The organism is Pedobacter sp. UBA5917, assembly GCF_002432345.1.
GTDB lineage: Bacteria > Bacteroidota > Bacteroidia > Sphingobacteriales > Sphingobacteriaceae > Pedobacter.
Window position 1 is genome coordinate 1 of record NZ_DJDT01000018.1, and the last position, 24567, is coordinate 24567.

Genomic DNA, 24567 nt, shown 5'->3' on the forward strand with positions numbered 1-24567 from the left:
CCCCAACTTTTCCGCTTGATCCATGTTTTCCTGGTTTCCGTTCCGGCCGGCGGGATTTCCCGTTGCCCTTCCTCCTGCAACTTCCTGTCCCGGGATAATGAAGTTTTGCATGCCGGCGCCCGTGGGGCGCTTTCTGGATCCGGGATACCCGGAAAGAAACTGGTGAAAAAATATTTCGATAGTATACACCATACTTCATCGATATTGGAATGACCGTGATTGATCAGACAGCAAGATAAATGCCTTTGATCTGTTTACAGGAGGGGATTATTATATTCCCTTGGATGTTATCTTTTTAAATTATAAAAAAAAATAAAAAAGTTTTGGGGGCTGGCACCGAAAATTGCATCATACACAATAATAACATGGAGAAAGATAAATCAAAACAAATAGAAGCTATCGAAAGTAAGTTGGATGCTTATTTCGATGAGGCACAGAAAGATAGTTTCCGTTTGGATATAAAGACAACTTTTGAACACGATAAGGTATACTCCAACATTCTGGATAGCATAGACAATAAAACAAGAAACCGCAAATACCTTAAACTCTTCAGGGTTGCCGCATCGGTCCTGCTTTTCGGCGCCGTTTGTTTTCTGATTTATCGGCAGCAGGATAATGGACCAGCCACCGGACAACCGCTGGCCATGCTGGAAAAAAAGGTAGGTAGGGGTAAAATCGTCAGTCTGACCCTGGTCGATGGTACAATCGTTTATTTAAATGCCGATAGCAGGTTAAGGTATCCGGAAAAATTTGTAGGCAATACCCGCGAGGTGTCATTAAGCGGTGAGGCTTTTTTTAAAGTGGCACACGATAAAAGCAAACCTTTTATTATCCATACAGATAAACTGAACACCCAGGTACTGGGCACAAGTTTTAATATTAGCGCCTATTCCAACGAAAACATATCCGTAACGGTAGTGACTGGCAAAGTCAGTGTTTATCAAAAAAAACATGACAAAGCCCTTCGGCAAACAAGGATATTACTGCCCAACCACCAGGTTCTTTTTGATAAAAGGAGCGATAGTATAAGCAACCCGTATCCGGTTGATGTAAATGAGCTGGTAGCCTGGCATGAAAGAAAAATATTATACAAAAGCCGCAGGCTGGCCGAGGTAGCCGCGGAAATTGAGCGTGGCTACGATGTCAAAATCCAAATACCGCGCCACCTGAAAGACTGCAGGATCACCGCAGAACTGAACAATCCGAGTTTGGATAAACTATTAAAAGTGCTTTCCCGATTGATAGATGGACGTTATGAATATAAAAACGGCATTTACATACTGAGCGGAAAGAGCTGCTAACCAGATAAACCCATACAATCTTATGAAGAGTTAATGATAACCAAAAAGAACCCAGGCCAAAAAGTTTGACCCGGGCTGAAATGCAAAAATTAACAACAGCACGTTTGCCAGGACCTGAGAAATCAATGCAAGCGGCTATTCCATTTTCACGTTAACATGTAAAACTATGAAAAAATCTCTATTAGATCATAGAGTATTATATTATCCCTATATCCTCATGAAGTATAGCACCGTAATAGTATGCACACTTTGTGTATTCTGCTCACTTGCCTTTGCTAATGTCTCCTATAGTCAAAAGATTTTGAATACAACGCTCACATTAAAGGCAGAAAATATAAGTTTTAAAAAAGCCCTTGAGCTGATTTCTAAAAAAACAAGTGTCAAATTCGCTTATCCTGATGTACTTTTAAGAGATGATATCAAACTGACTTATGATTTTAGGAACGAAAAACTGTCCGGCGTATTACAGGAGATTCTGTTCAAAAATAACTTTTCATTTTCCCTTGTAGATGATGTGGTCATCATAAAAAGGACGGCCAAAACTGCGGATCTGAACCAGAGAGATATTGAGGTGAGGGGTGTGGTTACCGATTCTACCGGGGTAGGGCTTCCCGGGGTAAATATTACTGTTAAAGGGGTGCAGGGCCTGGGTGCCACTTCCGATCAGAACGGGAACTATGTGATCAAGGTTCCTGAAAATGCCACACTGGTTTTTTTCTCTGTTGGTTACCTCAGACGCGAAATTGCCGTAAAAGCAAAAAATTACATACGGGTCAGCCTGCTCGAAGATAAAGCAATGTTGGAAGACGTAGTGATCGTCGGCTATGGTACACAGACCAAAACAAAGGTTACCGGTGCGCTCACATCGGTTTCAAGCAAGGAGATGCTTCGTACCCCAACAGCAAGTTTAACCAATAGTCTGGCGGGCAGGTTGCCCGGGCTGGTTACCATACAGAATAGCGGTGAACCCGGGGCAGACGGATCTACGCTGTATATCAGGGGTTTTGGTACTTATCAGGGTAAAAGCCCTTTAATCCTGGTGGACGGAATTGAAAACGCCATAGACCGCATTGATGCCAACGAGGTAGAGGATGTAAGCATTTTGAAAGATGCTGCAGCAACGGCCGTATTTGGGATGAAAGGGGCTAATGGTGTGGTTTTGGTTACCACCAAAAGAGGTAAAACCGGTAAGCCTGTATTATCCTTAACCACACAGATAGCAAGCCAGTCGCCGGTAAGGTTACCTGAATATCTGGATTCTTATGACGCCCTTAAACTTTTCAGGGAGGGCCTGATGAACGATGGATTGAATTATAACCTATATACCGATGCCTACATCGATAAGTTCAGGGACCGCAGTAAGCCAAGCTATCAGTATCTCTATCCCAATGTGGATTGGCATAAGGAGTTGCTGAAACCGAATTCCATGATGAACCAGACCAACCTGAATGTGAGCGGGGGTTCATCTACCGCACGGTATTTTGTATCCATGTCCTATCTGGGACAGGAAGGGCTATATAAATTTGATGATCTGAACGCCTATAACATCAATGCTTATTTAAACAAATACAATTTCAGGAGCAATGTTGATATCGATATCACCAAACACCTTACCATGGAACTGAACCTGAGCGATGTGGTGCGTGACCGCAATTACCCAAATGAATCGGGTGATGCTTTTTGGGCAGAACTTAGAAATACCCCTTCCTATATTTATCCGATGACCAATCCGAACGGATCTATAGCCGGAAAAAAGGACTCACCGGCCAATCCTTACGGCAGGCTTACCCAGTTCGGTTATCAAAAACTGTTCGAAAACACCCTGGGTGCCATTGCGGGATTTAAACTTGATATGTCTTTCATTACCAAAGGGCTTAGTGCAAGGACACGGTTTGCCTTCGATTCGCAGAGTTACCGCAACCTCACCAGGGCCAGAAGTTACTCTACTTATGTTTATTCCCTGGGCAATGACCAGGAAACGGACCTGGGCAAGGGAACCTATACCCAGGTTACCACCGGCACAGGACTGCTGGGCTTCAATATAGCCGCGGCCAATACGAGCAGGAAGTCAACTTACGAAGGATACCTTAACTACGATAGGGTATTTGACCAAAAACATGCAGTGACAGGGATGGTCAGGTACAACCAATCGCAAAGTTTTACCACTGCCGGTGATGCCATTGGCGCACTGCCCTATAAACAGTTGGGACTGGTAGGCCGTTTAAACTATGCATATGATAGCAGGTATGTGCTTGAATTTGATGCCGGCTATAATGGCTCCGAAAATTTCAAGGTAGGTCATCGTATGGGTTTTTTCCCGGCGGGATCGGCAGCATGGATTGTTTCCAATGAAAAATTTCTCAAAAACTCCAAAACCTTCAACCTGGTAAAACTCAGGGGCTCCTACGGTATTGTCGGGGTAGACAACAGTGTTGGCCGTTTTGCCTATTTAAGCACCTGGACAACGGGTGGGAGCAATGGCTATCAGTTTGGCCTGGCTGCTGATGGCGATAGCTATGCCAGTACGCAGGAAAGTGCCACCGGTAACGAATACCTGACCTGGGAAAGGGCGAAAAAAGCAAACATCGGTCTCGAACTTGGGCTTTTCAACAATGCTATCCAATTTACAGGTGATATCTTTTCTGAAAAACGTACCTCCATTTTAACTACTGCATCTGTTATCCCCGATGTAACAGGAGTACAGAACCTGCCCGCCATCAATGCGGGCAGGGTAAGCAATAAGGGATTCGAAACAGAACTCACCTGGCGCAAAAAGTTCGCAAACCAGAGTATTATGTTAAGGGCATCTTACTCTTATGCCACCAATAATATAGATTATGCGGCAGAACCAAATTATACGCTAGCTTATAAAGGCTTAAAAGGTACGCAGGTTTTTGAAGCCTATGGCCTAACAGCGATCGGGCTTTTTAAGGATCAGGCCGATATTAACAGCAGTCCCACACAGCAGTATGGCAAAATTGTACCGGGTGATATCAAATATCTGGACCGGAACAAAGATGGGGTAATCAACAGTCAGGATGAGGGGTATCTGGGGAAAGCCACAGCGCCAAAATCGATTATCGGTTTTACCATCAGTTATTCCTTTAAACAATTTGATTTCAATGCCCTGCTTCAGGGGGCCAGGGGAGGTTATAGATGGTTAAACGGTACTTCTGCATGGGCCTTTTCTTCAAACAGCTCTGTTCTGGCCGATTATCTGGAGAGCCGCTGGACTGCTGAAAATCCGGATGTAAATGCCCGTTGGCCAAGAATATCGTCTTCAAATAATGTAAACAACAATCAGAATTCGACATTCTGGTTAAAATCATCAGATTATTTGAGGCTAAAAAATGTTGAGCTCGGTTATACCCTGCCAAAACCGCTTACACGGAGGTTGAAACTCACCAATATCAGGTTTTTTGCCAGCGGCACCAACTTATACACCTTGGATAAACTGAAAATATTCGATCCTGAGATGCCCGACGGTTTCGGTAGTTACCCCCAGCAGAGGGTTCTCAATTTTGGCTTAAATGTGGCCATGTAAATAAAAAGCCAAAGGCAGAAATTATCCAACATGAACGAGCAAAAACTTCATCACACCTATCACAAAATTCTAAAAAGATGAAACAAATACATATAATATTTTTATCCATGCTTCTTTTAACGGCCCCGGCCTGTAAAAAATACCTGGATGTAGTACCCTCAGAGTATACCACCGAAGATGATGTTTATTCCAACATCAACCTTGCAGAGCAGGCACTCGCCAGGCTTTATAATGCCCTGCCAAACGATATGGGATCTGATATCACTGCTTATACGGATGAGTCGTACCACCATTGGTTCGATAACGGAGGGGCTATAAATGCCTATAAGTTTAATTTGGGCAGCTGGAGCATTACCGATAATCCCCTGGGAAACTGGGCCGGTAAATACCAGGATATCAGACGGGCAAATATTTTTATAGCACGTATAGATCTGGTTCCCATCCCTTTGGACAGGCAGGCCTATTACGAAATCTGGGTGCCGCGTTATAAAGCCGAAGCGCGTTTTTTAAGGGCACAGTACTATTTTGAGCTTTTTAGAAGATACGGAGCCGTTCCGTTACTGACCAGTCCGGCAGATATAGACCCCAACGATCTTGGAAAGACACAGTATACCCGTAACTCTGTTGATGAAATCGTAGGTTTTATTACCTCAGAGTGTGATGCCATAGCTAAAATATTGCCGCTTAGCCAGGCTGATGCACAAATTGGACGTATTACAAAAGGTGCTGCGCTGGCATTGAAAACAAGGATATTATTAACTGTGGCCAGCCCATTATTCAATGGCAATCCCCTGTATGCCAATATTAGAAATGCAGATGGTAAGCAGCTTTTTAACACTACATATGATAGGGAAAAATGGAAAAAAGCTGCCGATGCCGCAAAGGAAGTAATCGATTTGGGTATTTATAGTCTCTATAATCCCTTCCCGTCCAACCCCGTGCAAAATTATGCAGCACAATTTTATACCCGAGATTATACTGAAACCATTTTACCGAGGATCATTACCAACAATGTGGATGTTGAAAGTACCCAATTGCCCAATGGCCCGCCATTTAAGGGCAGCGGTAAATTTACACCCCTGCAGGAGCTCGTTGATGCTTACGAAATGAATAACGGTTATCCGATCAATGAGCCGGGCTCCCAATATGTAACCAGCGGGACCTGGAGTGGCCAGATGTGGGATGGATTAAAATTTCAGACGGCAAATAACATTTCGAACATGTATAAGAACCGTGATCCACGATTCTATGCATCTATATTTTTTCAATATTCGCTGTGGCGTTTCGATGCAATGAAAAGAGGTACGAAATTCGCATGGTGGGGCAGTGGTAACGGGCAAACTGATGGATGGGCAACCAGTAAATCAGGAACAAATCCCTGGGGATATAACGTAAGGAAATGGATATCGCCGGAGGTGGATAGAAATGCCAATACGGGCACCGGAAGAAGGAATTTTCCCATATTCCGACTTGCAGAAATTTATTTAAGTTATGCAGAGGCGATGAACGAATACTTATCTGCCCCGGACGCAAGCGTTTACCAATATGTAAATTTGGTGAGAAGCAGGGTAGCGATGCCACAACTTCCCATTTTACCTGCCGACCAGACCAAAGATGGAATGCGCCGCCGTATACAGAATGAATACAGGATAGAATTTGCTTTTGAAGGACACCGTTTTTGGGATGTAAGGCGTTGGCTTATCGCCAGGAATGTTGATAACGGCCAGCTTCACGTTTTAAATGCCCGCCCTTCGACAGCAGAGTTAAGCGCAACGGGATTGGACATCAATAGCGAAGCTGCAGGTGTTGCCGTACTGTATAAACCGGTAACGATACAGGACAGGGTATTCACCGATAAACACTACCTCATGCCGATACCACAGACCGAGATTGACAGAAGTCCGGACCTGAAACAGAATTTTGGTTGGTAAGGCATACCGCATACGGTTAACCTGACAAAAGCTGCTGTTCTGTAAGCAGAATGCAGCAGCTTTTGTGCTATCCAAACTTATCGGCTACCCAGGCAGGAAGTGTGCGTATATGACGGTTCGGAATATCATTCCAAAATGGGGGAATTGAGTATACTGTCCAAATTGAAACATGCATTCCAATTTTGGATTAACCTTCCATTAAAAACCATGATGCAGAAACCATTTTACTTAGTAATTGGGGGCGAAAGGGTATCGGTTAAAGACTTACATGGCGGAATTGGCTGGGTCAGGGTTGTTGTTGGTATATCCGGGGAATTGACAGTCGCAATACCAGATTATTCTGGCCAATTTCTATATCATCGATGCTATACATCAGATAGTATTTACCGGTAGTGGGATGATAAGTAATGCTCGGTGCCCATATGTATTTTGTTCCTGCCGCTGTTGTCCATTCTTTTGGTAGGGTTAAAATCATATTTGTCCATTTTTTTCCGTCTTTTGAATACCAGACCTGCGCAGGAAATACGTTCTCTCCGCCATTCCCGTCGTTGGTCCCATACGCTAAAAAAGTATCCGTTCTGAAGTCATAGAAAATAGAAGCATCAGCCAGATATCCTGGAATGATGGGGTTTCCGGTTTTTTGTGCAAAAACATCAAGATCAACATTACGTTTTTGGGCAAATAGCGGAAAAGAACAGGAAAAAATAAAAAAGATTACAGGAGAGAATATTTCTTTCATTACTTGTCCATCACGAGTTGCCTGGGGCTGATTTATATTATAGTGCTTTTGACTTTCGCCCTGGCTGACGTTTCATTAAAATCTGGCCAAGCCAAGTCATCACAAATGTAGTATTGATAGTCGAATGGTTGGTAGTCCAGTTTTTTCATTAAATAAGGAAACTGGTTGTTAATTTTTTTTGGAGGAAACTTTTTTAGGATTTCAGCAATACTATCCACTGTTTTCGCGTATAGTGGCCAGCTTTTTCGGTCTATATTGTTAACTCTATTTCGCTTCAAAATGGTCAATCGGCTCGTTTAACACCTAACTGGGTATTTCGGCGAAAGTATGGCTATAGCTAGTAAGTTCATATTCTACAGTCACTGGTGTGGCTTCAGCATAAACAGTCCTTTTCAGAAATCCATTAGCTTCTAACTCCTTTAGTTCAATTGACAGCGCACGCGGAGAGATTCCCGGAATGTTACACTGGATATCGTTGAATCTCCGAAAACCATTTGCCAGAGCGATTATCACCCTTAATTTCCATTTTCCCCCAATTGCATATAACGCATCGCCTACGGCCAACAATCTCTCGGCACAATCGATTTCAGAAATGCCTTTGCCCTTTTCTGTTACTTCCATATTTTTCTCAATTAAACTATAACAAACTATACTACTATACTTTGTTATACTACTATATTTTATTTAGCTAAGGTAGTTATCTTTGATGCCAATACGAGGTTGTGCCCATTGCCTATTAAAGTATTGATCATTAGTAGGGAAGCTGTTGTATTACATCGCTAAATTTGATTTAAAGGGTTTTTGGTGTCGACTTTTTCAAAGGGAATACTGACGGAAGCCCGGAAATATAGCTTGTCGTTTTTGGAGTAGCTTAGCCTTCCCAGGTCATGGTAGGTGTGGGCAAGCCGCTGCGTGATATTGGAAAGCCCGGTATGGAGCCCGTTGTCATTGATCCCGCTGCTTTTTAGGTTCTGTGTCTCGATAAGCAGCATGCCCTGTTGTTTTTGGACAGTGATCGAGCCGGGATGTTCAGGGTTACTCAGATCGCCATGTTTGAGCATGTTCTCCACAAGTGATAACAGCACAAAGGGGATGATCTGCGCCTGCTCTGCTTCGGTCTGGCAGTTGAATTCAATGTAGGTCTGGGTTTCTTTGATCCGGCTGAGCATCAGCAGGTTCTCCACCTGCTGGATTTCAGTGGCAATGCAGATTTTCTCCGGGCCGCGTTCGCTGGAGAGTGCGTACCGCAGGAGCTTGGAAAGGTACCACACTGTCTCGGCAACTCCCGGGGATAATTCCCTGGTCATGTCGTGGATGTAGGTCAGGCTACTGAGCATAAAATGGGGATTGATCTGTGACCTCAGATAGGCGTTTCTGGCGTTGGCAAGTTCGAGTGCCTGTCTGGACTTATGAAGTTCATCCTCTGATGCTTTTTTTTCCAGGGCAGCCGATTTCTTAAGGATGGTGACCCGGTTCTGGAAGAGGAATATTGTTGTTCCTATACCTAAAAAATAAATTCCCCTCCAGATGGTAGCGGCAATGAAAATTTCATCAATTCCGGAACTGCCAAAAAAGTCTGCATCACTTACATAGCCAAGGAGCTTGTCTGCCAGGTTGCTGATCATCAGATAGGTGATCAGGGCGCCAATAGCCGATATGAACAGCATCAGGTATTTTCTGTTTGCGCCCCCAAGTGCGGAAGGTAATATGGCTGAGGAGGCCACGTAGGACAGTGAAATATTGATCACGTAGTGGACCAGGTAATTTTTCGGGTCTGCAAGCAATCCATGGACGGTCCAGAGCGAGATAATTTCATAGGCTGCGAACAGTGTCCAGATCAGGGGGTGCCAGCGGTATTTTCGGATAATTTCTTTCATTTTTTTCTGCAGTTTTAGGGGTTTCACCAAGGGTATCCCGTACTTGGCCACGGGAGGTCTTTTTAGGGTTTTCAGGCAGCTAGTTTCCTTTCATGAAAACACCTAACAGAGTAAAATTGAGCAGGAAAACAGTGTTTGTTTTCCGCTCTGCGGCGGCCCGTGGCCGGGAAACCACAGATCCTACCACCACGACACTGACCCTGATCACCACGACCCATAACAGCGGGCGGAGATCGGGATGATGGTTTATCTCCTGCGCGTTTTGAGCCAGATCCCATTGACCCATTTCATGAATGGGGCATTATAGAGCGGGGACATGATCACCTGGTAACCTTTCAGGTATATGGTGTTCCCTTCTATTTCGTCCAGCTGGTCGGTATTGATGATGTAAGAACGCTGGACATGGTAAAATTTCTGTTGTCCGGACAGTCGCTCCAGGATTTCGCTAAAGGTCATATAAACCGAGTAGTCGCCGCCTGTGGTATAAAAGTGGATGTGGTTGTTTGCGCCCTGTATGTAAATGATGTCAGCCTTTGGCACTTTGATGAGCCTTTTGCTATCGATTTCTTTGCGCAGCAGAAACGCATCCTCGGTTTCATTATCCAGCTCAAGGGTATCAAAAAATTCCCTGATCACCACCTCGGTTTTGCGTGCAAATTCGGAAAGGTTGAATGGTTTTAGCAGGTAGTGCCTCGCCCTGAGATCAAATGCTTCAATGGCGAAGTCGGGGTAGGAAGTGGTAAAAATGACGTGGTGGGGAAGGTCCCGAAGGCTGTTGGCAAGTTCGATCCCAGACATGCCCGGCATGTCAATGTCCATATAGATCAGGTGGGGGATTTTTTCGCCGGATAGTTCTCCCATGGCAATGATCGGTTTGGTGTAGCTTTTTTTAAGATCAAGCTGGGGCATTTCCGAGGCATATGCCGTAATAGTGCTGATTGCACTGCTGTTATCATCGACGATGATACAGGGAATTGGATTTTTCATAGTACAGGATAATTTAGGCAACACTAATTTAGTAAATATTCCTGTAAAGAATGTTTTTGTAATGCATTTGATATCGTTATGTATTATTTAACATATCAAAAATAAGTATTTTGATTCTGTATATACTTATGGTTTAGCGAATAGGTCTGGGGTTTAAGATGCTATAACTTCTCCATAACCCATATTGGTTCTGAAATAGGTGTTCACACCTAACGGTTCTGAGATCATTGGGCGGGAGTTGGATCGGCTTTTGAAATACCTTCCAGCAGATAATTCGTTAAAAGGTATATCGCGCTGAGGGTTGGTTGCTGTCCTGAAAAGAGGTGTCGATGTAAACGCCCGGCCCGTCTTAACCAAGGCTTTGCTGCGGGGAGATTGTTTTGTATGTTGGTTTGGGAGCGGAATCTGCTTTTATTCAAGCCCTGCCGCAAAGTCGACACCGAATTCGAAATCCAGAAGCTGTGAAGGGTGGATCCTTAATCCCACTGCAAGTCTTTTGATAGTAATGATATCCGGTGCGGTCGAACCGTTCTCGTATTTGATGATATCACCTGTATTTACGCCGCTGTTGGCATAGAACTGTCTGTAAGAAAGGTTTCTGGCTTCTTTTAGTTTTTTCAGGTGTGCGCCGAATTTTTTTAGGATTTCCTTTTCTTTCTCACTGATCATCGGTTACTTTCTTGAGTTCGCCAATGTCAAATTTTATCCGCTCGTTGGTGTCATGTAATTACTTGACGTTTGAGGATTTTTTATTAGATTTGTTTATCCGTTAAACGGACAGGGCAGGTCTGCTTGTGCAGGTTCATGATTTAGGCAAAATAATTGTGCCTGCCCTGTTTTTTGGATTTTACATTTAGAAGTTGTAAGGGGGACTTGCTGTCCGCAATCTAATCGTTTTGTTGTTGTGCAGAAAAGATATTTGATCTAAGATCAGCGCTCCACCCTGATCAGAAACATCCTGGCAGTATGGAAGGAAATGGGTAGCACAAATGCGGAACCCGTGTAACCTTCGGCATAAGTACCAGGGTCTTATCCCGTAGCTAAAAACTTTCCAACTTATTTTGATAACTTGCAGAATAAATATCTTAAAGAAAAACAGTTATTATGGCATCAGGTAAAGTAAAATTTTTTAATGAATCAAAAGGGTTCGGATTTGTAGTGGAAGAGGGTACAGGCAAGGAGTTTTTTGTTCACGTTTCTGGTCTAAAGGACGATGTGAGGGAAAATGATGAGGTGACTTTCGACATTCAGGATGGCAAGAAAGGGCCAAATGCAGTGAATGTGAGATTGGTGTAACCCTATTCCAATAGTTTCGTTGTGGAGTGCATGAAGTTCAACTTCCTGCACTTTTTTTGTTTTTGCCTTTAAATAATTTATTGAATTAGCCTTCGCTGGCAGGCAGGCTGAACAGATGTCCTTTTTATGTTCTGGGTCTGTTTCATGGCCAGGTATCTATAGCAGCATTTATCCCAGCGAGAGGTTTTCACGGCTTCGGATTTTTTCCGTTATTTTCTGCAGTGGAGGTACCCTTCAGGTATGCGATGTCCCCTGTTTAGGTTTTAGGGTGTTGGTGGTTACCGTTGAGCGCTGTTCCTATGATGTAAAAGGAGCGTTTAATTTTCATGCATCAAGAGGAGTTAATTATAGCAAGTTAATAAAATAATGCTAACCCAAAAAGATCTGCATTCTGCCCATTGACTACACTGTGGTCTTACTGGCGCTATAGGAGATAGTTCTCCAGAGAAGATGCTTGTGAAGACCTTGGTCAATAGATAAGTCTAATCTAAGGAGAGTATCATGATGGATACTATGCGAAGGAGGATGATAGTGCTCTCCACAAACAATATGTTCTGGAGATTGTCTGTAAGAAAGGAGATGCCGATCCTAAACAACTAACTGAAGCTGTTGATGTAAGTCTTGCTATATTTTTGTATATTTGCATCAGGTTACAGGGCCCTGTGAGAGGTGGTGATATTGCTAAAGATAGATATGTTATTGGCAATAGTAATAATCATGGAGCATAAGCTGCGGTTTGAGTTATATGGAATCTCAGTGGCCTTGGTGTAATCAATGATGGGTTTACAGTATTTCAATTACGATATACAGATAGCATGAGTAATAAGGACAGTCAAAAATTAATCGATCTTGCAAAAAAAGAAAGAGGCATGGATTCGTCCAGGGAAGCTGCTATGGCTAGATTAGTCAATGCTGGCATTGTTGATAAGAACGGTAATTACACGAAAAATTACCCTGCATTAGCCTCTTTTTCGAAGCAAAAATAATCTCTTTTTTAAATGTACAATCAGCGGCCTAACCTTATTTTGGGCTTTCATGGATGCGATCAGAGCGTTCGTGATCAGCTTTTGCTTTACCCGAATAAATACAAGACCAGTAAGGAGGTTTATGATTGGCTGGGTCACGGGATTTATTTCTGGGAGAACAATTATGGACGTGCACTGGAATGGGCAAATGATAAAAGGAAGCGTGGGACCATCACAAACCCTGCTGTAGTAGGTGCTGTAATCCAGCTGGGTAACTGTTGTGACCTGACCGACAGAAATTCTATTGAGGTGGTAAAATCTTATTATCAAAACTTAAAGGAGGATTTCGCGGATATTGGTATACCCCTTCCGGTAAATAAAGATCTAAAAGCTGATAAGCATAAGGATATGCTCCTTCGTGAACTTGACTGTACCGTTCTGGAGTACATGCACTCCAGAATATTAGATGGATATAAAGCTGATCTAAATGCTAAAGGATATAGTGAGTATGCCATTTATGATTCCACCCGTGGAATATTTACAGAGGGTGGCCCCGCTTTTACCGGTTCGGGGATTTTTGATAAAAGCCATATCCAGATCTGTATACGCAACTCCAATTGCATAAAAGGATTCTTTATGCCGAGAAAAGAGATTAGATGGCCGGTTTAAATCGCGGTTTTAACAACTGTTTTTGGGTATAATCTGTATTTGTGATTATTGACCGGGAAACTTCTATTGAATTAAAACGGGAAATCACTCTTTTTTCCTTCATGAGATAGTTTAATTGTTTAGCTTTTATTTATCTTTTGACTGTGCCCTGCGCGCGGGCAATTTGCCATATCGTTTGTTTCAAGGTGTGCCGCATCTGCTCCTCATAGAATCTCTACCATATTTATTGTGGCCAGACTCTCCGATTCTTTAACTTTTACTTAGATCAACCGATCACCATCAATTGATGAAATTGAAAATAACCAACGGTTAGATTTCAAACGGGGGTTAAAAATAAATTTTCAATGCAGTAGCCATTATAAAAATCAGGGAAGCTACCATGATCAATACAATTGCTATGGGTATGAGATGACATGGTTTGAAATCAGATTTCTTCATACCCTCCTGAGATAGTTTTCTGGTCTACATCAATTTTCAAACTATTTTCAGTCATCATTCAAAGTTTTTGGTTTTACCTACTCTATTGTTGGCTTTTCATTATCTGCCAATTTTATCAAATGGATTTACTAATTAAGTATCAGTAAAACAAGGATTGTTGTTGATGTAGGTAAGGGATATTGGATTTATTTAGCTGCCCCCCTGCGCGCTGGGCCATTTGCTACATTTTTTGTCCTGGAACGATGCCCTGTATGTTCGCGGTAGGGGAGGGTAAAGTCTGAGGGTAAATATAAAATAATCCTTTTTTTTGGGATTTTCTCTGAGAAACAACCTGTAATAACGCAACTTGAATCGCTTTGTATGGTAGAAGCTGGCGGGAGACTGGGAAAGGTTACCGGAGGTTGGGCTGTATCAGGAACAAGAACCTGAACGGGGCCTTCGCATCGGGCCGGAACGGAACGGGAACAGGGATGAACGGGATAGTTGGGATCGTTTGGGAAAGGCATGACAAAAAAGAATTAGGGTATTGTAGATAACCGGGAATACATCATTATCGGGTAACCTGTAAATGGCAAAATTGTGCCGGCACCATAATCAGGAACATTTAGACATATCCATGTGGTTATCATGGGTGTTCTTATCAGTATCTGTGTTAGGGTATTTGCTGTGAAGGCACTCTTCTAAAACAATATTCCTGATATAATTGGTCATCCACGCACAAAAAATTACTATAGGCCGTGGTATTGGAAGGGTTGATCCACGCCGGATATGTTAAGATAAATGTTAACACGTCATTATACCTAGCATCCTGCCCTGGGAATAAATCCGGATTGTCCTGACCATCAATTCCGGGCAATCCTACCTGTAATAGGATGTTTCAGGGGATCGGCGGGGCAAATGATATCGTGTATCGGAATTTTAGTATTGTTCCCCATGCTCCCTTGCGGCCTATCGGCTCCGGCCGATTTTTTTTGCTTATAGCCGCGTGAAAATGTTGTGGAGTGGCGCAGGTCACTGCTCCAAGTGGAAAGGTTGTGGTTTTGGTCTATGATTGGGTGCTGGGTAGTCTTAGCAGGGAATGGATTTTCGCGGCCGCTGCCCGGAGCAAGTTACGAAATCTCAAAAAATGTGATATAAGCAGCTCTGAAGAGCTGATGGATTAATCACCATAGTTTTAACTATAAGAGCTCCCTAGAGATTCCAATTTCGCTTAGATTTGACGAATTAATTCTCGATACTATAGTCTAAAAAAGTTGCTGAGGCAACTAAAAAGGCCACTTTGTTCCGGAATTGGGCGTAACTTTGAAGATAAATAGAGCGTCAGGTTGAAAACGGAACGGGTGTCCATTTTTCCTGAAGTATGCAAATATTGATCTATATGCTTAGTACAAATTGTTACTTATCATGTATCAACGTAATTTTTCCTAGCTTGTCTGATAATAAGACAAGCCTGTTTTGGCTGTTTTCTACAACACGATAGGTTTCGGTAATATCCTGCTTGTATACCTTCCTCTGTTCACGGAGCTGTACACTTATAGTCGAACGCTGCTCCAAAAGCTTGGCTATTGGGATTACAACAGGAGAATAGCCGAGAAAGTCTATCAACAAGTATCCTGCGGATAAACTGCTAAAAACGGTAAAGCGATAATGGCCATTAGTATCCGTTAATGTTGTAAACAACCTATTTTTGTTTTTATCACACAGTGAAACGTAGCCAACCATCTTATTTCCGCTGGAATCTCTGACTGTTACCTCAACCCTGGCAGTGTTGCCGTCCGTTTTCTCCGACAGTATATTGTAAACAGAAGTATCAGCGTCTTTCTGTTTTGAGTAGTGGAGGATCAAATTGCCTTTTCCAGAAGTATAAAAGCCTTTTCCCAACATCTTTATCCCCATATGTCCTTCTGAGGAAAAGGTGAAGTTACCTCTGTTAAATTCAAATATCTTTAACCCCTCGTCGGGTCCAGACAGAACTTTGTATCGTCCTTTAATTTCCTGCGCAGAACATGCTAAAGATCCAAAAAGGAGCAAAAAGAGAAGCTTTTTCATATTAACACCCTCCGCTATTTCCTTTATGTGGCATATCATTGCCGCTAGAATCTTTACCATACTGTTCCGAATTCAAAGTATTCTTAATTCTTGTGCGTTCATTTAACGGCAATTTAAGAAAGGCATCGGTATCCGTCAAACCTCCCCATGCAAGGTCACCATAAAACATTTCTTTTGCAAAATTTGAGCTAAATGTATAACCTTTGGTATCGCCATATTCTCTTAGCGTAACTGCAATGTCCAACACGAAACTCCTTGTGAATTGGTTGTGGTGCTCATCATTCAAATCGCCATGTTTCGCGCTTGTATATCGTTCAAAAAGATAAACATATTCCTCGTTTGCATGCTGTGTATCGTTTGCGAAATAGGTAACCAGATAAGCATGTGCAGCTTCATGTAAAATGGTTCTCATAATTGCCAAATCCGATGCATTTTTAAATTTCTCAGAGTCAAATGTTGTTGTTACCGATTTTGCGGTCCTATCATACAATTGGGTTTGGCCATTTGTTCCTTCAGAAAGGGTCCCATCCTTAAGCACCCAGTTAAATCCTGGTGTCTCCATGGTAAATGATCTTATCGCAGCTGTTACCCCTGCGCCGTTAATATCGGTCGCAGCTTCTAACATCGTTTTAAAGCAGGGCTTAAGTTTTTCCGAATCGATATTATGGAGAAACTGGAAATCGTTCTGGGGGGCTGGATCCGTGTTTCCCCCGTATCCGCCACTTCCTCCGGTACTGTCCCCGGTGGTTGTGCCAACTCCACCCGTATTCGTTGGATCAGTATCGCCACCTGAGTTTCCACCAGTATTTCCACCTGGAGTACTCGGACCGGAACAGTCTCCCTCAAAATAAAGGAACTGATAATTTTCATTAAAGATATTTCCCTGCGGATCAACCTGCCAGGTATACCAATAAACAATTGTACACGGTCCGGAATGACTTATGGAGGTTTGCCCGCCTGTATCACCACCCCCGCTGGTATCCCCTCCGAAAGCCGTACTGGTACCTGTCCCTATCGGTCCCCTGGAACTGGCGAGCTTGGGATCCATGCCTGTAAATTTTCCATTTAGGCTGCTAATCTGTCCGTTTTTGTACAACCTACTTTTTTTATAATAATAATTTAAATCATATTCCAGAACTGCACCTGTAAAGTCAATCATACGTTGCTGCCCAAGCGCTGGTAAAATTTGATCAAGTTTGTCTTTCAAGTTATAGTCCATCCCGACAATTTCAATGATTTCACCATCTTTTACCGAATTACCAGACGCATGGAACACAAAAAATCTCCTAACGTTCACCTTTTTACTACTGATCTGTTTTTCATAAGTCGGTACAACGATCAGTTGTCCGCTTGATAGATCAAAACTTTTTGCAGCATGCCAGAGCGGACGAAGCCTGATAAAATTTTTACGGTTAGGTCTTTTGCGGAGTTTGAGTGTTTTTCTCTCGTACTGCTGGTAAAGTTCCTCTGTCATCGTTGCGTGACTTTGATAAAAGATCTTTGCATTTTCCAAGGCGGCTGTGGACACAGAACTTTGATCACCGACGAAATCACTTATTTCCCTTCTACAGGAAAAAATAATTAACGAAATTAATAGTATAACCGATCCGGAGAGCAGAGATTTCTTATTCATGAGCGTAATTTTAATTTGACGGTCAAAAATATCTTATCGGTCAATCGAAAGAGAGAAAACCATGTAACAATTATATTACTAAAACATTTTAGTTCAATCAAAAATGAGTAAAATTAAATTAAGCCCCACCTAGGTTGGCTGGGGGCGTATCTGCTTCCCCGAATTTAGCCCACCAGGATTTACAATCTTTCAAACTCCCTTTCATGATGATAGGCTCTGCCGATATTTAGTGGTTTGAAAAGATTTTTTCCTAAAATTGCAAAATGGACAATCTTAGCAAAGGGACTGTCCATCTTACCCAGAATGAGACGCTCAAAAAAACAATTTATCCATTGGATGGGAGACCCTTCGGTTTATCCTCCCATCCTTATCACAGCTGCCGCCCTTGTCGTTTATCTGACAGCATCTTATTTTAGCAGCGGGTACCATCATCCCGACGAACATTACCAGATTATTCAGTTTGCAAATTTTAAACGGGGATTGCTTCCGCGGAGCGAATTACCCTGGGAATTTGCAGCAAAAATCAGGTCTGGATTTCAGCCCCTCATTTGTTATATAATTTTCTCAACTCTTGGTGCTGCAGGGATTAATAATCCATTTGTAATGGCTTTTAGCCTCCGGCTTCTTACTGCACTTCTTTCGATTATTGCCATCAGGGAATTGTTGAAAAGTGCTGATCTGCTTTTGGCTAAGAACCATAAATATGCATTATATATTTTTTGCCACCTGTGCTGGTTTCTCCCGTATATCAACGTACGGTTTTCTTCTGAAAGCTGGGCCGGTATCTTTTTTATATTTGCCTACGCGCTTGCAACCAGGCGGACCGTCACAGATAATGCACTTTCATTTCGCATAGGTATTTTCCTGGGCATTTCTGTTCTATGTCGTTATCAATGCGGTTTTCTGGCATTAGGCCTGTTTTCATGGATGTATTTTGTTAAAAAAGTCCGGTTAAAAGCAGTTATTATCGGTTTTTCTGCATTGATTGGTATTCTACTGGTCGGAGTTTTAATAGATAAATGGTGTTACGGTGTTTACACGGTATCGATATACAATTATTTTAATGCCAATATACTTATGGACATTGCCTCTAAATACGGCACCTCACCCTGGTATACAATAATCGGTTATATTGTGTTTGCACCGGGCTGGCCTTTGGGCATTATCTTACTCAGCGCTTATCTCTTTCTACTTATAACGCGACCTCAATCGCCAATTATCTGGGCTACCCTGCCTTTCCTGCTTATACATATGGTCATTCCCCACAAAGAACTCCGCTTTCTTTTCCCATTGGCAAACTTATGCCCCATATTGTTTTTCAGTGCGCTAAGTGGGGTTACCGACAGAAGGATGGTTGGAGCTTTAAAATATCTTGCCTGGCCACTGATAATTTTCAATTTTATCCTCATGTTCAGGGTTGTCACCAGAAGCACCAGGAACGGGGAAACAATGATTGCACAGTACCTTTATCAGCACTACCGCGATAGGAAAGTCAATCTGCTTACCTCGTTTGAAACAGACCCCTATGATCCATTTATGAATTATGCACACAATTTTTACAGACCCGGAAATATAATTGTCAACCGGATTACATCGATCTGGCAACCGGACTTCAGTTCAAAACTTTTGGATGGGAGCATCAATCTGCTGATCCTTCCTGGCTCAGAAACCATAGGGATAAGAACGAAGGAAAAGTTGAAAGCTATGCATGCGTCGGCTTTGGTCGGTCAAGGTAATATACCCTGGCAGCTGTTTTCAGCGGCTTATGATCCGTTACATGAAGGGGACGCACTCAAGCTATTTGTAATTGGTGAAAGCCATTAAACCTGATAACTCCGACAAAATACTATGCCTGCCCTTTTTCAGCTCTTTTTCGAAAAAAAACACATCTTTTACCTGATTTTACTAGTTTCTGCCTGTTACTTCAGGGTTGTCTCTTTCGGTTTTCAAACCGGCTGGGATGACCAGTGGGTCGCAATTAACCATTACACCGAGGGGGGATTCGAATTGGGTAACCTTAGCGCCATTCTTCAGGATTTTTATCACGGGCAATATGCTCCAATCAACCAGTTATACTACACAACAATTTATTCGCTTTTTGGATACAACGCAGCAGCTTTTCATTTTGCAGGCATATTTTTCCATGTATTGAATGTTGTTGCCGTTTATTGTTTCATCAAAAAGCTCTGTTCCACCGCATTTGGCAAAGGATTAGAAGAATCGTCAAACATTGCTTTTATATCAGCAGCTATATTCGGCCTGCATCCGGTAAATGCTGAACCTGCAGCATGGATAGCCGCCTCAAAAATCCTTATTTATTCTTTTTTTTATCTGTTATCGCTGATTGCCTACCTGGACTATATAGTTTCAAAGAAAAACTATAGTTACTATCTTTGTATGCTATGCTTCATATTTTCTTTCGGGGCAAAGGAGCAGGCGGTTACGCTGCCGCTATGTATGCTTTTGCTGGACTATATCTGCTGTAGAAACATGAAAGAGGAGATTATATGGTACGAAAAGCTGCCTTACATCATACTCGCAATCTATTTCGGACTTCTTTCTGTTTCATCCCAGGAGATAGATCCTGGTACAAAGTTTCATTACACTTATTCGATCACTGAGAGATTCGCACTGGCTGGTTACACATTTATGGAATATCTTACCAAATGTACGCTGCCGGCAAAGATTTCCTACCTTTATCCCTTCCCATTTGAACCTGGCGAAATTATACCTGTCTGGCTCTTTATATATCCGTTTTTTTTAAGTCTGTGCATATATTTCCTGAAAGACTATCTTGTACGGAAGTGGCTACAATTTGGCTTTCTGTTCTTTTTTATACACGTGGGGATCGTTCTGAATTTGTTGAATTTAAGCCGTTATGCAGTCGTTGCCGACCGTTATGCATATCTTTCTTCTATCGGGATCTGTTTCATTTTTGCCTTTGCCTATCAAACTGCATTAAAAAAAGGGCACTATTTAAAGCAATTATGGAATATCCTGTTCATCAGTCTCCTGATAGGTTTCGGTCTCTATTCCCATTTCCATCTAAATGTGTGGAAAAATACAGTGAGCCTTAAAAAGTCATTCCGCGATACGATTCTGCAACGAAAAGACTTTAACGAAATAAAAAAAAATCTTAAAAACAAGAATGACTAAAAAAAAGCTAAAAACTATAATTGGACTATTACTGCTTTTAATAATGATGGCTATAAATCTGGTAATCGCATTTAAAGATTACCGGTTATCCAGCATAAGGCTTAGCGACTTTTATGCTTATCAGGCGTTTGGAACCTGGAATGACCCCACGCCGGAAGCAAGAAAAATTTATAGAACTGGTGTTGAAGACACTGTACAGGTCAGTTTTAGTTACAGAGAGAAAAAAATGGAAGCTAAAATCTACAGACACAGCCTTTCCATTAAGTATATAAAATTCCCGACACAAAAAAACAGATGAAAAAACACATTATAATACTATTCAGCGTTTTAATAATTTTACTTATATATTATAGCCAACATCTTGATAACAAGATAATAAAGGAGCTGAAGATAATGAAGGGCCGGACGGCAGTTTCAAATATAAACTTTGACAAACATATTTTTAACATCGATAGTCTTATCGATTCAGTGTCATATCTCAACCTTTATGGATGTCCTGAGAAAATAGGTAAAATAGACAGGCTGGAAAAATCAGGAAGCAGGATATTCCTATCTAGCAGTGCCCGAAAGCGTTTATATGCTTTTTCCAATTCTGGAAAGTTTGAATATCTTATCGACCGGACTATCGACGGCTTTCAATTACGGGATAACAGGCTGATCGTATTCGAGCGTGAAAATAACCTCCTGGCATTTTACACCATGGACGGTAAATACATGCATCAAAGAAAGATAGGTATCACAAGCCTGGAGTGCATTGCCCTAAGTGATTCAACATATTTAAGCTACACCGCAGGAATAAAAACCGAAGGGGATGATGGGGGTGATTATGAATTTACAATGCTCGATAAAAACCTTAATATCGCCGGGCGTCTGCTAAAGATACCAACAGATAATAAAGAAGCTGATTATTACCCCGGTACCAGATTTTTCATTAATGGGCCTGAAATATATTTTATTCCAACGTTCGGGACTACACTCAACCATGTCAACACCAGGGGTATATCAGAAATTCTAAAAATCGACTTTGGTAATTACAGCTTATCTGATGCCGATCTGGGTTCTATCATTGCTGCAGATAACCTATATCTGTTTCCCTATGTATTCAACACCCGGCTTCTGGCTGAAACAATTACCTACAGGATTTTCTCCTTCGTTTTTAAAGGTCAGTATGGCTACTTTTTACAGTCAAAGAAAAATAATAAAAACATCGCCGGTCTCGGATCTGGAACAGGGATTAATGCAGGATTCAATGAAATAATACCGGTTGGAAATATTGGAGACCGGTTTGTAGTTCCCATTTACAATATTATTGATAAAAGGAAAAAAGCCTATGGGAATATGTTGCTTATGCTCTACCATCTGCGTAAAGCTGGAATTTAAGTTTAGTAAATGCATATTAAATCTTTTAAAAATGGGAATTTGGCAAAATACTAAGTAGCGAATAAACTTGGGATTTTGTCAAATGTGGATAAACCGCTGTTAATTGACCCCATGTTACCAATAAAAATTTATTAGAAACAGCCTATCTTCAAAGCATTTATAACTATAAAAAATTGGTGTAACGGGGTCAACCAAATTGGTCTGTGCAGCCTGAGATTTTTTATTCCAGGGAAATCTTTTTCGATCTTAAGTAAGCACTTATCTCTTCTTTTTTTGCAAGTATTGTATTTCTGAATCTGGCCTTTGAACATTTTTCGTTCGGCGTGATACCGCAGAGCCCGCAGTACATCTGGTTAAAATCGGTATCCAGATTTTTAATCCAATCTTCCTTCATGTTACTGACCTGACCGATCGTGGTTGTTCCATAGAAACGGTACTGGCCTGTTACCGGAAAAATATAAACCGTGCGTCCGGCCGGTTCCTGGAAAAAACTGGTTGACCATTGCTTTAAAGTAGTCAGTTTTCCCTGGGTCCATGGATCGAAAACCAGTGTATCAGGATGCATACCGTTCTGGACGATCAAACCGGCAGCGACGTGGTAGCCCCAAAAAACCATATCCCTGCCTGATGTACTGGTATTGAAGGCAAGCCCGTTACTCCGGCGGACTTCCCTGGCGGTGCTGTATTTAGGCTCGACCAATCCTTCTTTGAAAATCCAGAAATTAATCGGTTTAAAGCCCATTTTTTCAAGGACAAAATAGGTGAACTCCGCTCTGTTTTCACAGTTATTGGCCTTTTCACGTTTTGATGAAAGAAATATGGGTGCGTTTTTTATCAGATCGAATGCCTGCCCGGCCTCTGCCACAGTCTTGGGAGAAATGAAGAGGCTATCGAAAGTTGGGAGAGTGGCCATACTATTCTGTGCGTAGGAGTGGCCCATTATTAAAATGCTGACAGAAAGCAATAAGATGATGGATTTTTTCATTTTTTTACTTTTTACATGTTGAGGTTTGATAGGAACAGCCGCTGGGTTTTCCGATTATCCTGGCAACGATATTTCCGATTTTATATGGGACACTGTTTGCCTTTGTACGCCGGACTCCTTCCCAGCTCTTCACATCATAAAATCCGATTTCATGCATATATTCATGTGCGAGGTGGGAAGCATAACACCTGGTTGCATTTTTAATAATGTAACAACGGTGGGTATAGGTAATCCTGGAAGCCATCTTTGTATTACCATACTCTTTGCCGCCTTTATATGCATCATAAACGCCCAGTCTCAGGTCAATTGAATAATCTTTAGGGCTTCCCTTAAAGTTGTCGGCCCCACCTCTGATCAGATCAAGTATATCGACACTGGAAAGGCTATTGTTGCCGACTGTAAATTTTTCGGCCAGCACAAGTTCTTCGAAAGCATCTGAATTAAAAACAGAATCGAGAATCTTCACCGATTCATAAGCTTTCACTTTTGAAATGCTGTCGAAGCTGCTATCAATAAATATCGGCTTTACGCTGACTTTTTGCTGGGCCACAACTGAAAAAAAACCGGCAAAAAAGAGCACAAAAAACAATGCACGTTTCATAGGATACGAGTTTAAGAGGGTTAATTTGCCGTAGCATTGGGAGGCCACGGCTATTGCTTTCAAATATAATGCTAATTTGTGTTTTGTTATAGTAATAAATTGATTTTATGATGTTTAACAATGTAATGTGCATAGTGGTAACGGGAAGGAATATTAAAATAGTTGAAAGAGATGTTCCCATAAATCCTTAAGTGCAGCGCTGATGCCGGCTATGTTTGAAAATAAGATAAAATCTGCTGAAACAAAAAGTTGCAACTTGAAATGTGCCAGATGAATAGCCTGTAGTCAGAGCCTTTTGTGTGCTTATTTTTCTTTTTTTTGTTTTCATATGTCTTTCACCACGGTGACTGGCTGTTTCACCACGGTGGTGATCGTTTGTAATTTAGGTTTATCAGGATAATATTGGGTATAGTATGGTGGGGGGATTTTATTCGGGGGTGAGTGTTTCGTCACGGTAGATATCCATTTCGCCACGGTGACTGGCCGTTTCACCACGTTAATTCGGGTCTTTGGTTAAGGATTGATAAATTTTCTGAAAGGATTAATCAGGGCATAAGTTCCTGTTGATTGATTCTGTTCAACTATATCGTTATGAACTGGTTCGGAAAATTTATACTGACTGTTTTTGTTAGCTTCTGCTGTATGGTCGGGGCGCTTGGGGCAAAATACCCGGTATTCTGTACTGTTGATCGTAATGGCTAAGGGCTGCTGGGTACTTTTTGTGGTGGCGTATTTTTGGAACAGGGATAAGAGGAGGAGACGCAGGAGGGAGTTTGAGGATTTTATGCGGTGGAGGGATAGGTGGAGGTGAGGGGGGTAAAATCAATTGAGGAATTCACTCTTGTTATTTGTTTGATTCTATTGTTGCTGGTATCTGTTTCAATTCGGCTTGCGGTATTTTATTCTCTTGGCTCTGGAGAGCAATTTTATTAACCTTATCTATCTTGTATTTCTGGGATTTTATTTTGGCTGTCCCCTGCGGGCCGGGCCATTTGCTGTATCTTTTGTTCCAAAAG

General features: G+C 42.0%; 20 protein-coding genes. 11 read left to right on the forward strand and 9 right to left on the reverse strand.

Annotated elements, in window-relative coordinates; genetic code table 11:
* The 4 genes from B2V92_RS01165 to B2V92_RS01180 all read left to right on the forward strand — a co-directional run.
* A partial coding sequence (locus tag B2V92_RS01165) for a hypothetical protein (RefSeq protein WP_293304076.1) occupies positions 1–213 on the forward strand: 213 nt, incomplete at its 5' end.
* Between the two features lie 152 nt (positions 214–365).
* A complete protein-coding gene (locus tag B2V92_RS01170; protein WP_293304077.1) occupies positions 366–1301 on the forward strand; it encodes a FecR family protein in 936 nt (311 codons plus the stop codon).
* A 166-nt stretch (positions 1302–1467) separates the two neighbouring features.
* Entirely contained in the window at positions 1468–4845 is a 3378-nt protein-coding gene (locus B2V92_RS01175) for a SusC/RagA family TonB-linked outer membrane protein (RefSeq protein ID WP_293304079.1), read from the forward strand.
* A 77-nt stretch (positions 4846–4922) separates the two neighbouring features.
* A complete protein-coding gene (locus tag B2V92_RS01180) occupies positions 4923–6776 on the forward strand; it encodes a RagB/SusD family nutrient uptake outer membrane protein (RefSeq protein WP_293304081.1) in 1854 nt (617 codons plus the stop codon).
* A gap of 286 nt (positions 6777–7062) precedes the next feature.
* Here the strand turns inward: B2V92_RS01180 and B2V92_RS01185 are convergent, their stop codons facing one another.
* The 5 genes from B2V92_RS01185 to B2V92_RS01205 form a co-directional block, all read right to left on the reverse strand.
* Positions 7063–7515 (reverse strand): family 43 glycosylhydrolase, encoded by a 453-nt coding sequence (locus tag B2V92_RS01185; protein WP_293304083.1) that lies wholly within the window; start codon positions 7513–7515, stop codon positions 7063–7065.
* A 303-nt stretch (positions 7516–7818) separates the two neighbouring features.
* Positions 7819–8136, reverse strand: a complete 318-nt coding sequence (locus B2V92_RS01190; protein ID WP_293304085.1) for a winged helix-turn-helix transcriptional regulator — start codon at positions 8134–8136, stop codon at positions 7819–7821.
* Positions 8137–8294: 158 nt separating this feature from the next.
* On the reverse strand, positions 8295–9392 hold the full coding sequence (locus B2V92_RS01195) for a sensor histidine kinase (protein ID WP_293304087.1): 1098 nt from the start codon (positions 9390–9392) through the stop codon (positions 8295–8297).
* Between the two features lie 246 nt (positions 9393–9638).
* Positions 9639–10379 carry a LytR/AlgR family response regulator transcription factor gene (locus B2V92_RS01200; RefSeq protein ID WP_293304089.1) on the reverse strand — a complete coding sequence of 247 codons (741 nt, stop codon included), beginning with the start codon at positions 10377–10379 and terminating at the stop codon, positions 9639–9641.
* 411 nt (positions 10380–10790) lie between these two features.
* Positions 10791–11048, reverse strand: a complete 258-nt coding sequence (locus B2V92_RS01205) for a helix-turn-helix domain-containing protein (protein WP_293304090.1) — start codon at positions 11046–11048, stop codon at positions 10791–10793.
* Between the two features lie 435 nt (positions 11049–11483).
* On the opposite strand from B2V92_RS01205, the gene B2V92_RS01210 reads away from it, so the two are divergent.
* The 3 genes from B2V92_RS01210 to B2V92_RS01220 all read left to right on the forward strand — a co-directional run bounded on the left by B2V92_RS01210 (position 11484) and on the right by B2V92_RS01220 (position 13309).
* On the forward strand, positions 11484–11675 hold the full coding sequence (locus B2V92_RS01210) for a cold-shock protein (protein ID WP_293304092.1): 192 nt from the start codon (positions 11484–11486) through the stop codon (positions 11673–11675).
* Positions 11676–12490: 815 nt separating this feature from the next.
* Positions 12491–12661, forward strand: a complete 171-nt coding sequence (locus B2V92_RS01215; RefSeq protein ID WP_293304094.1) for a hypothetical protein — start codon at positions 12491–12493, stop codon at positions 12659–12661.
* 12 nt (positions 12662–12673) lie between these two features.
* Positions 12674–13309 (forward strand): hypothetical protein, encoded by a 636-nt coding sequence (locus B2V92_RS01220; RefSeq protein ID WP_293304096.1) that lies wholly within the window; start codon positions 12674–12676, stop codon positions 13307–13309.
* A 1833-nt stretch (positions 13310–15142) separates the two neighbouring features.
* Here the strand turns inward: B2V92_RS01220 and B2V92_RS01225 are convergent.
* Positions 15143–15856 carry a carboxypeptidase-like regulatory domain-containing protein gene (locus B2V92_RS01225; RefSeq protein ID WP_293304098.1) on the reverse strand — a complete coding sequence of 238 codons (714 nt, stop codon included), beginning with the start codon at positions 15854–15856 and terminating at the stop codon, positions 15143–15145.
* Positions 15798–17429, reverse strand: coding sequence for a hypothetical protein (locus B2V92_RS01230; RefSeq protein WP_293304099.1), 1632 nt, complete (start codon positions 17427–17429; stop codon positions 15798–15800). The genes B2V92_RS01225 and B2V92_RS01230 overlap by 59 nt, the downstream gene beginning before the upstream one ends.
* Positions 17430–17732: 303 nt before the next feature.
* Between B2V92_RS01230 and B2V92_RS01235 the strand changes: the two genes are divergently transcribed.
* The 4 genes from B2V92_RS01235 to B2V92_RS01250 all read left to right on the forward strand — a co-directional run bounded on the left by B2V92_RS01235 (position 17733) and on the right by B2V92_RS01250 (position 21965).
* Positions 17733–19253 carry a hypothetical protein gene (locus tag B2V92_RS01235; RefSeq protein WP_293304101.1) on the forward strand — a complete coding sequence of 507 codons (1521 nt, stop codon included), beginning with the start codon at positions 17733–17735 and terminating at the stop codon, positions 19251–19253.
* Positions 19254–19436: 183 nt separating this feature from the next.
* Positions 19437–20585, forward strand: a complete 1149-nt coding sequence (locus B2V92_RS01240; RefSeq protein ID WP_293304103.1) for a hypothetical protein — start codon at positions 19437–19439, stop codon at positions 20583–20585.
* Complete coding sequence (locus B2V92_RS01245; RefSeq protein ID WP_293304105.1) at positions 20578–20883, forward strand: hypothetical protein; 306 nt, start codon at positions 20578–20580, stop codon at positions 20881–20883. Before B2V92_RS01240 ends, B2V92_RS01245 begins: the two co-directional genes overlap by 8 nt.
* Positions 20880–21965, forward strand: a complete 1086-nt coding sequence (locus B2V92_RS01250; protein ID WP_293304107.1) for a 6-bladed beta-propeller — start codon at positions 20880–20882, stop codon at positions 21963–21965. The genes B2V92_RS01245 and B2V92_RS01250 overlap by 4 nt, the downstream gene beginning before the upstream one ends.
* Before the next feature lie 220 nt (positions 21966–22185).
* Here the strand turns inward: B2V92_RS01250 and B2V92_RS01255 are convergent, their stop codons facing one another.
* On the reverse strand, positions 22186–22950 hold the full coding sequence (locus B2V92_RS01255) for a protein-glutamine glutaminase family protein (RefSeq protein ID WP_293304108.1): 765 nt from the start codon (positions 22948–22950) through the stop codon (positions 22186–22188).
* Between the two features lie 4 nt (positions 22951–22954).
* The gene (locus B2V92_RS01260) at positions 22955–23551 is read right to left on the reverse strand and encodes a hypothetical protein (RefSeq protein WP_293304109.1); all 597 of its coding nucleotides are present in this window, start codon (positions 23549–23551) and stop codon (positions 22955–22957) included.
* Between the last annotated feature and the right edge of the window lie 1016 nt (positions 23552–24567).

Bases quoted from the DNA above. Each gene is read 5' to 3' on its own strand.
- B2V92_RS01170 (WP_293304077.1), top strand. From the start codon at position 366: ATGGAGAAAGATAAATCAAAACAAATAGAAGCTATCGAAAGTAAGTTG.
- B2V92_RS01175 (WP_293304079.1), top strand. From the start codon at position 1,468: ATGAAAAAATCTCTATTAGATCATAGAGTATTATATTATCCCTATATC.
- B2V92_RS01180 (WP_293304081.1), top strand. From the start codon at position 4,923: ATGAAACAAATACATATAATATTTTTATCCATGCTTCTTTTAACGGCC.
- B2V92_RS01185 (WP_293304083.1), bottom strand. From the start codon at position 7,515: ATGAAAGAAATATTCTCTCCTGTAATCTTTTTTATTTTTTCCTGTTCT.
- B2V92_RS01190 (WP_293304085.1), bottom strand. From the start codon at position 8,136: ATGGAAGTAACAGAAAAGGGCAAAGGCATTTCTGAAATCGATTGTGCC.
- B2V92_RS01195 (WP_293304087.1), bottom strand. From the start codon at position 9,392: ATGAAAGAAATTATCCGAAAATACCGCTGGCACCCCCTGATCTGGACA.
- B2V92_RS01200 (WP_293304089.1), bottom strand. From the start codon at position 10,379: ATGAAAAATCCAATTCCCTGTATCATCGTCGATGATAACAGCAGTGCA.
- B2V92_RS01205 (WP_293304090.1), bottom strand. From the start codon at position 11,048: ATGATCAGTGAGAAAGAAAAGGAAATCCTAAAAAAATTCGGCGCACAC.
- B2V92_RS01210 (WP_293304092.1), top strand. From the start codon at position 11,484: ATGGCATCAGGTAAAGTAAAATTTTTTAATGAATCAAAAGGGTTCGGA.
- B2V92_RS01215 (WP_293304094.1), top strand. From the start codon at position 12,491: ATGAGTAATAAGGACAGTCAAAAATTAATCGATCTTGCAAAAAAAGAA.
- B2V92_RS01220 (WP_293304096.1), top strand. From the start codon at position 12,674: ATGTACAATCAGCGGCCTAACCTTATTTTGGGCTTTCATGGATGCGAT.
- B2V92_RS01225 (WP_293304098.1), bottom strand. From the start codon at position 15,856: ATGGTAAAGATTCTAGCGGCAATGATATGCCACATAAAGGAAATAGCG.
- B2V92_RS01230 (WP_293304099.1), bottom strand. From the start codon at position 17,429: ATGAATAAGAAATCTCTGCTCTCCGGATCGGTTATACTATTAATTTCG.
- B2V92_RS01235 (WP_293304101.1), top strand. From the start codon at position 17,733: ATGAGACGCTCAAAAAAACAATTTATCCATTGGATGGGAGACCCTTCG.
- B2V92_RS01245 (WP_293304105.1), top strand. From the start codon at position 20,578: ATGACTAAAAAAAAGCTAAAAACTATAATTGGACTATTACTGCTTTTA.
- B2V92_RS01250 (WP_293304107.1), top strand. From the start codon at position 20,880: ATGAAAAAACACATTATAATACTATTCAGCGTTTTAATAATTTTACTT.
- B2V92_RS01255 (WP_293304108.1), bottom strand. From the start codon at position 22,950: ATGAAAAAATCCATCATCTTATTGCTTTCTGTCAGCATTTTAATAATG.
- B2V92_RS01260 (WP_293304109.1), bottom strand. From the start codon at position 23,551: ATGAAACGTGCATTGTTTTTTGTGCTCTTTTTTGCCGGTTTTTTTTCA.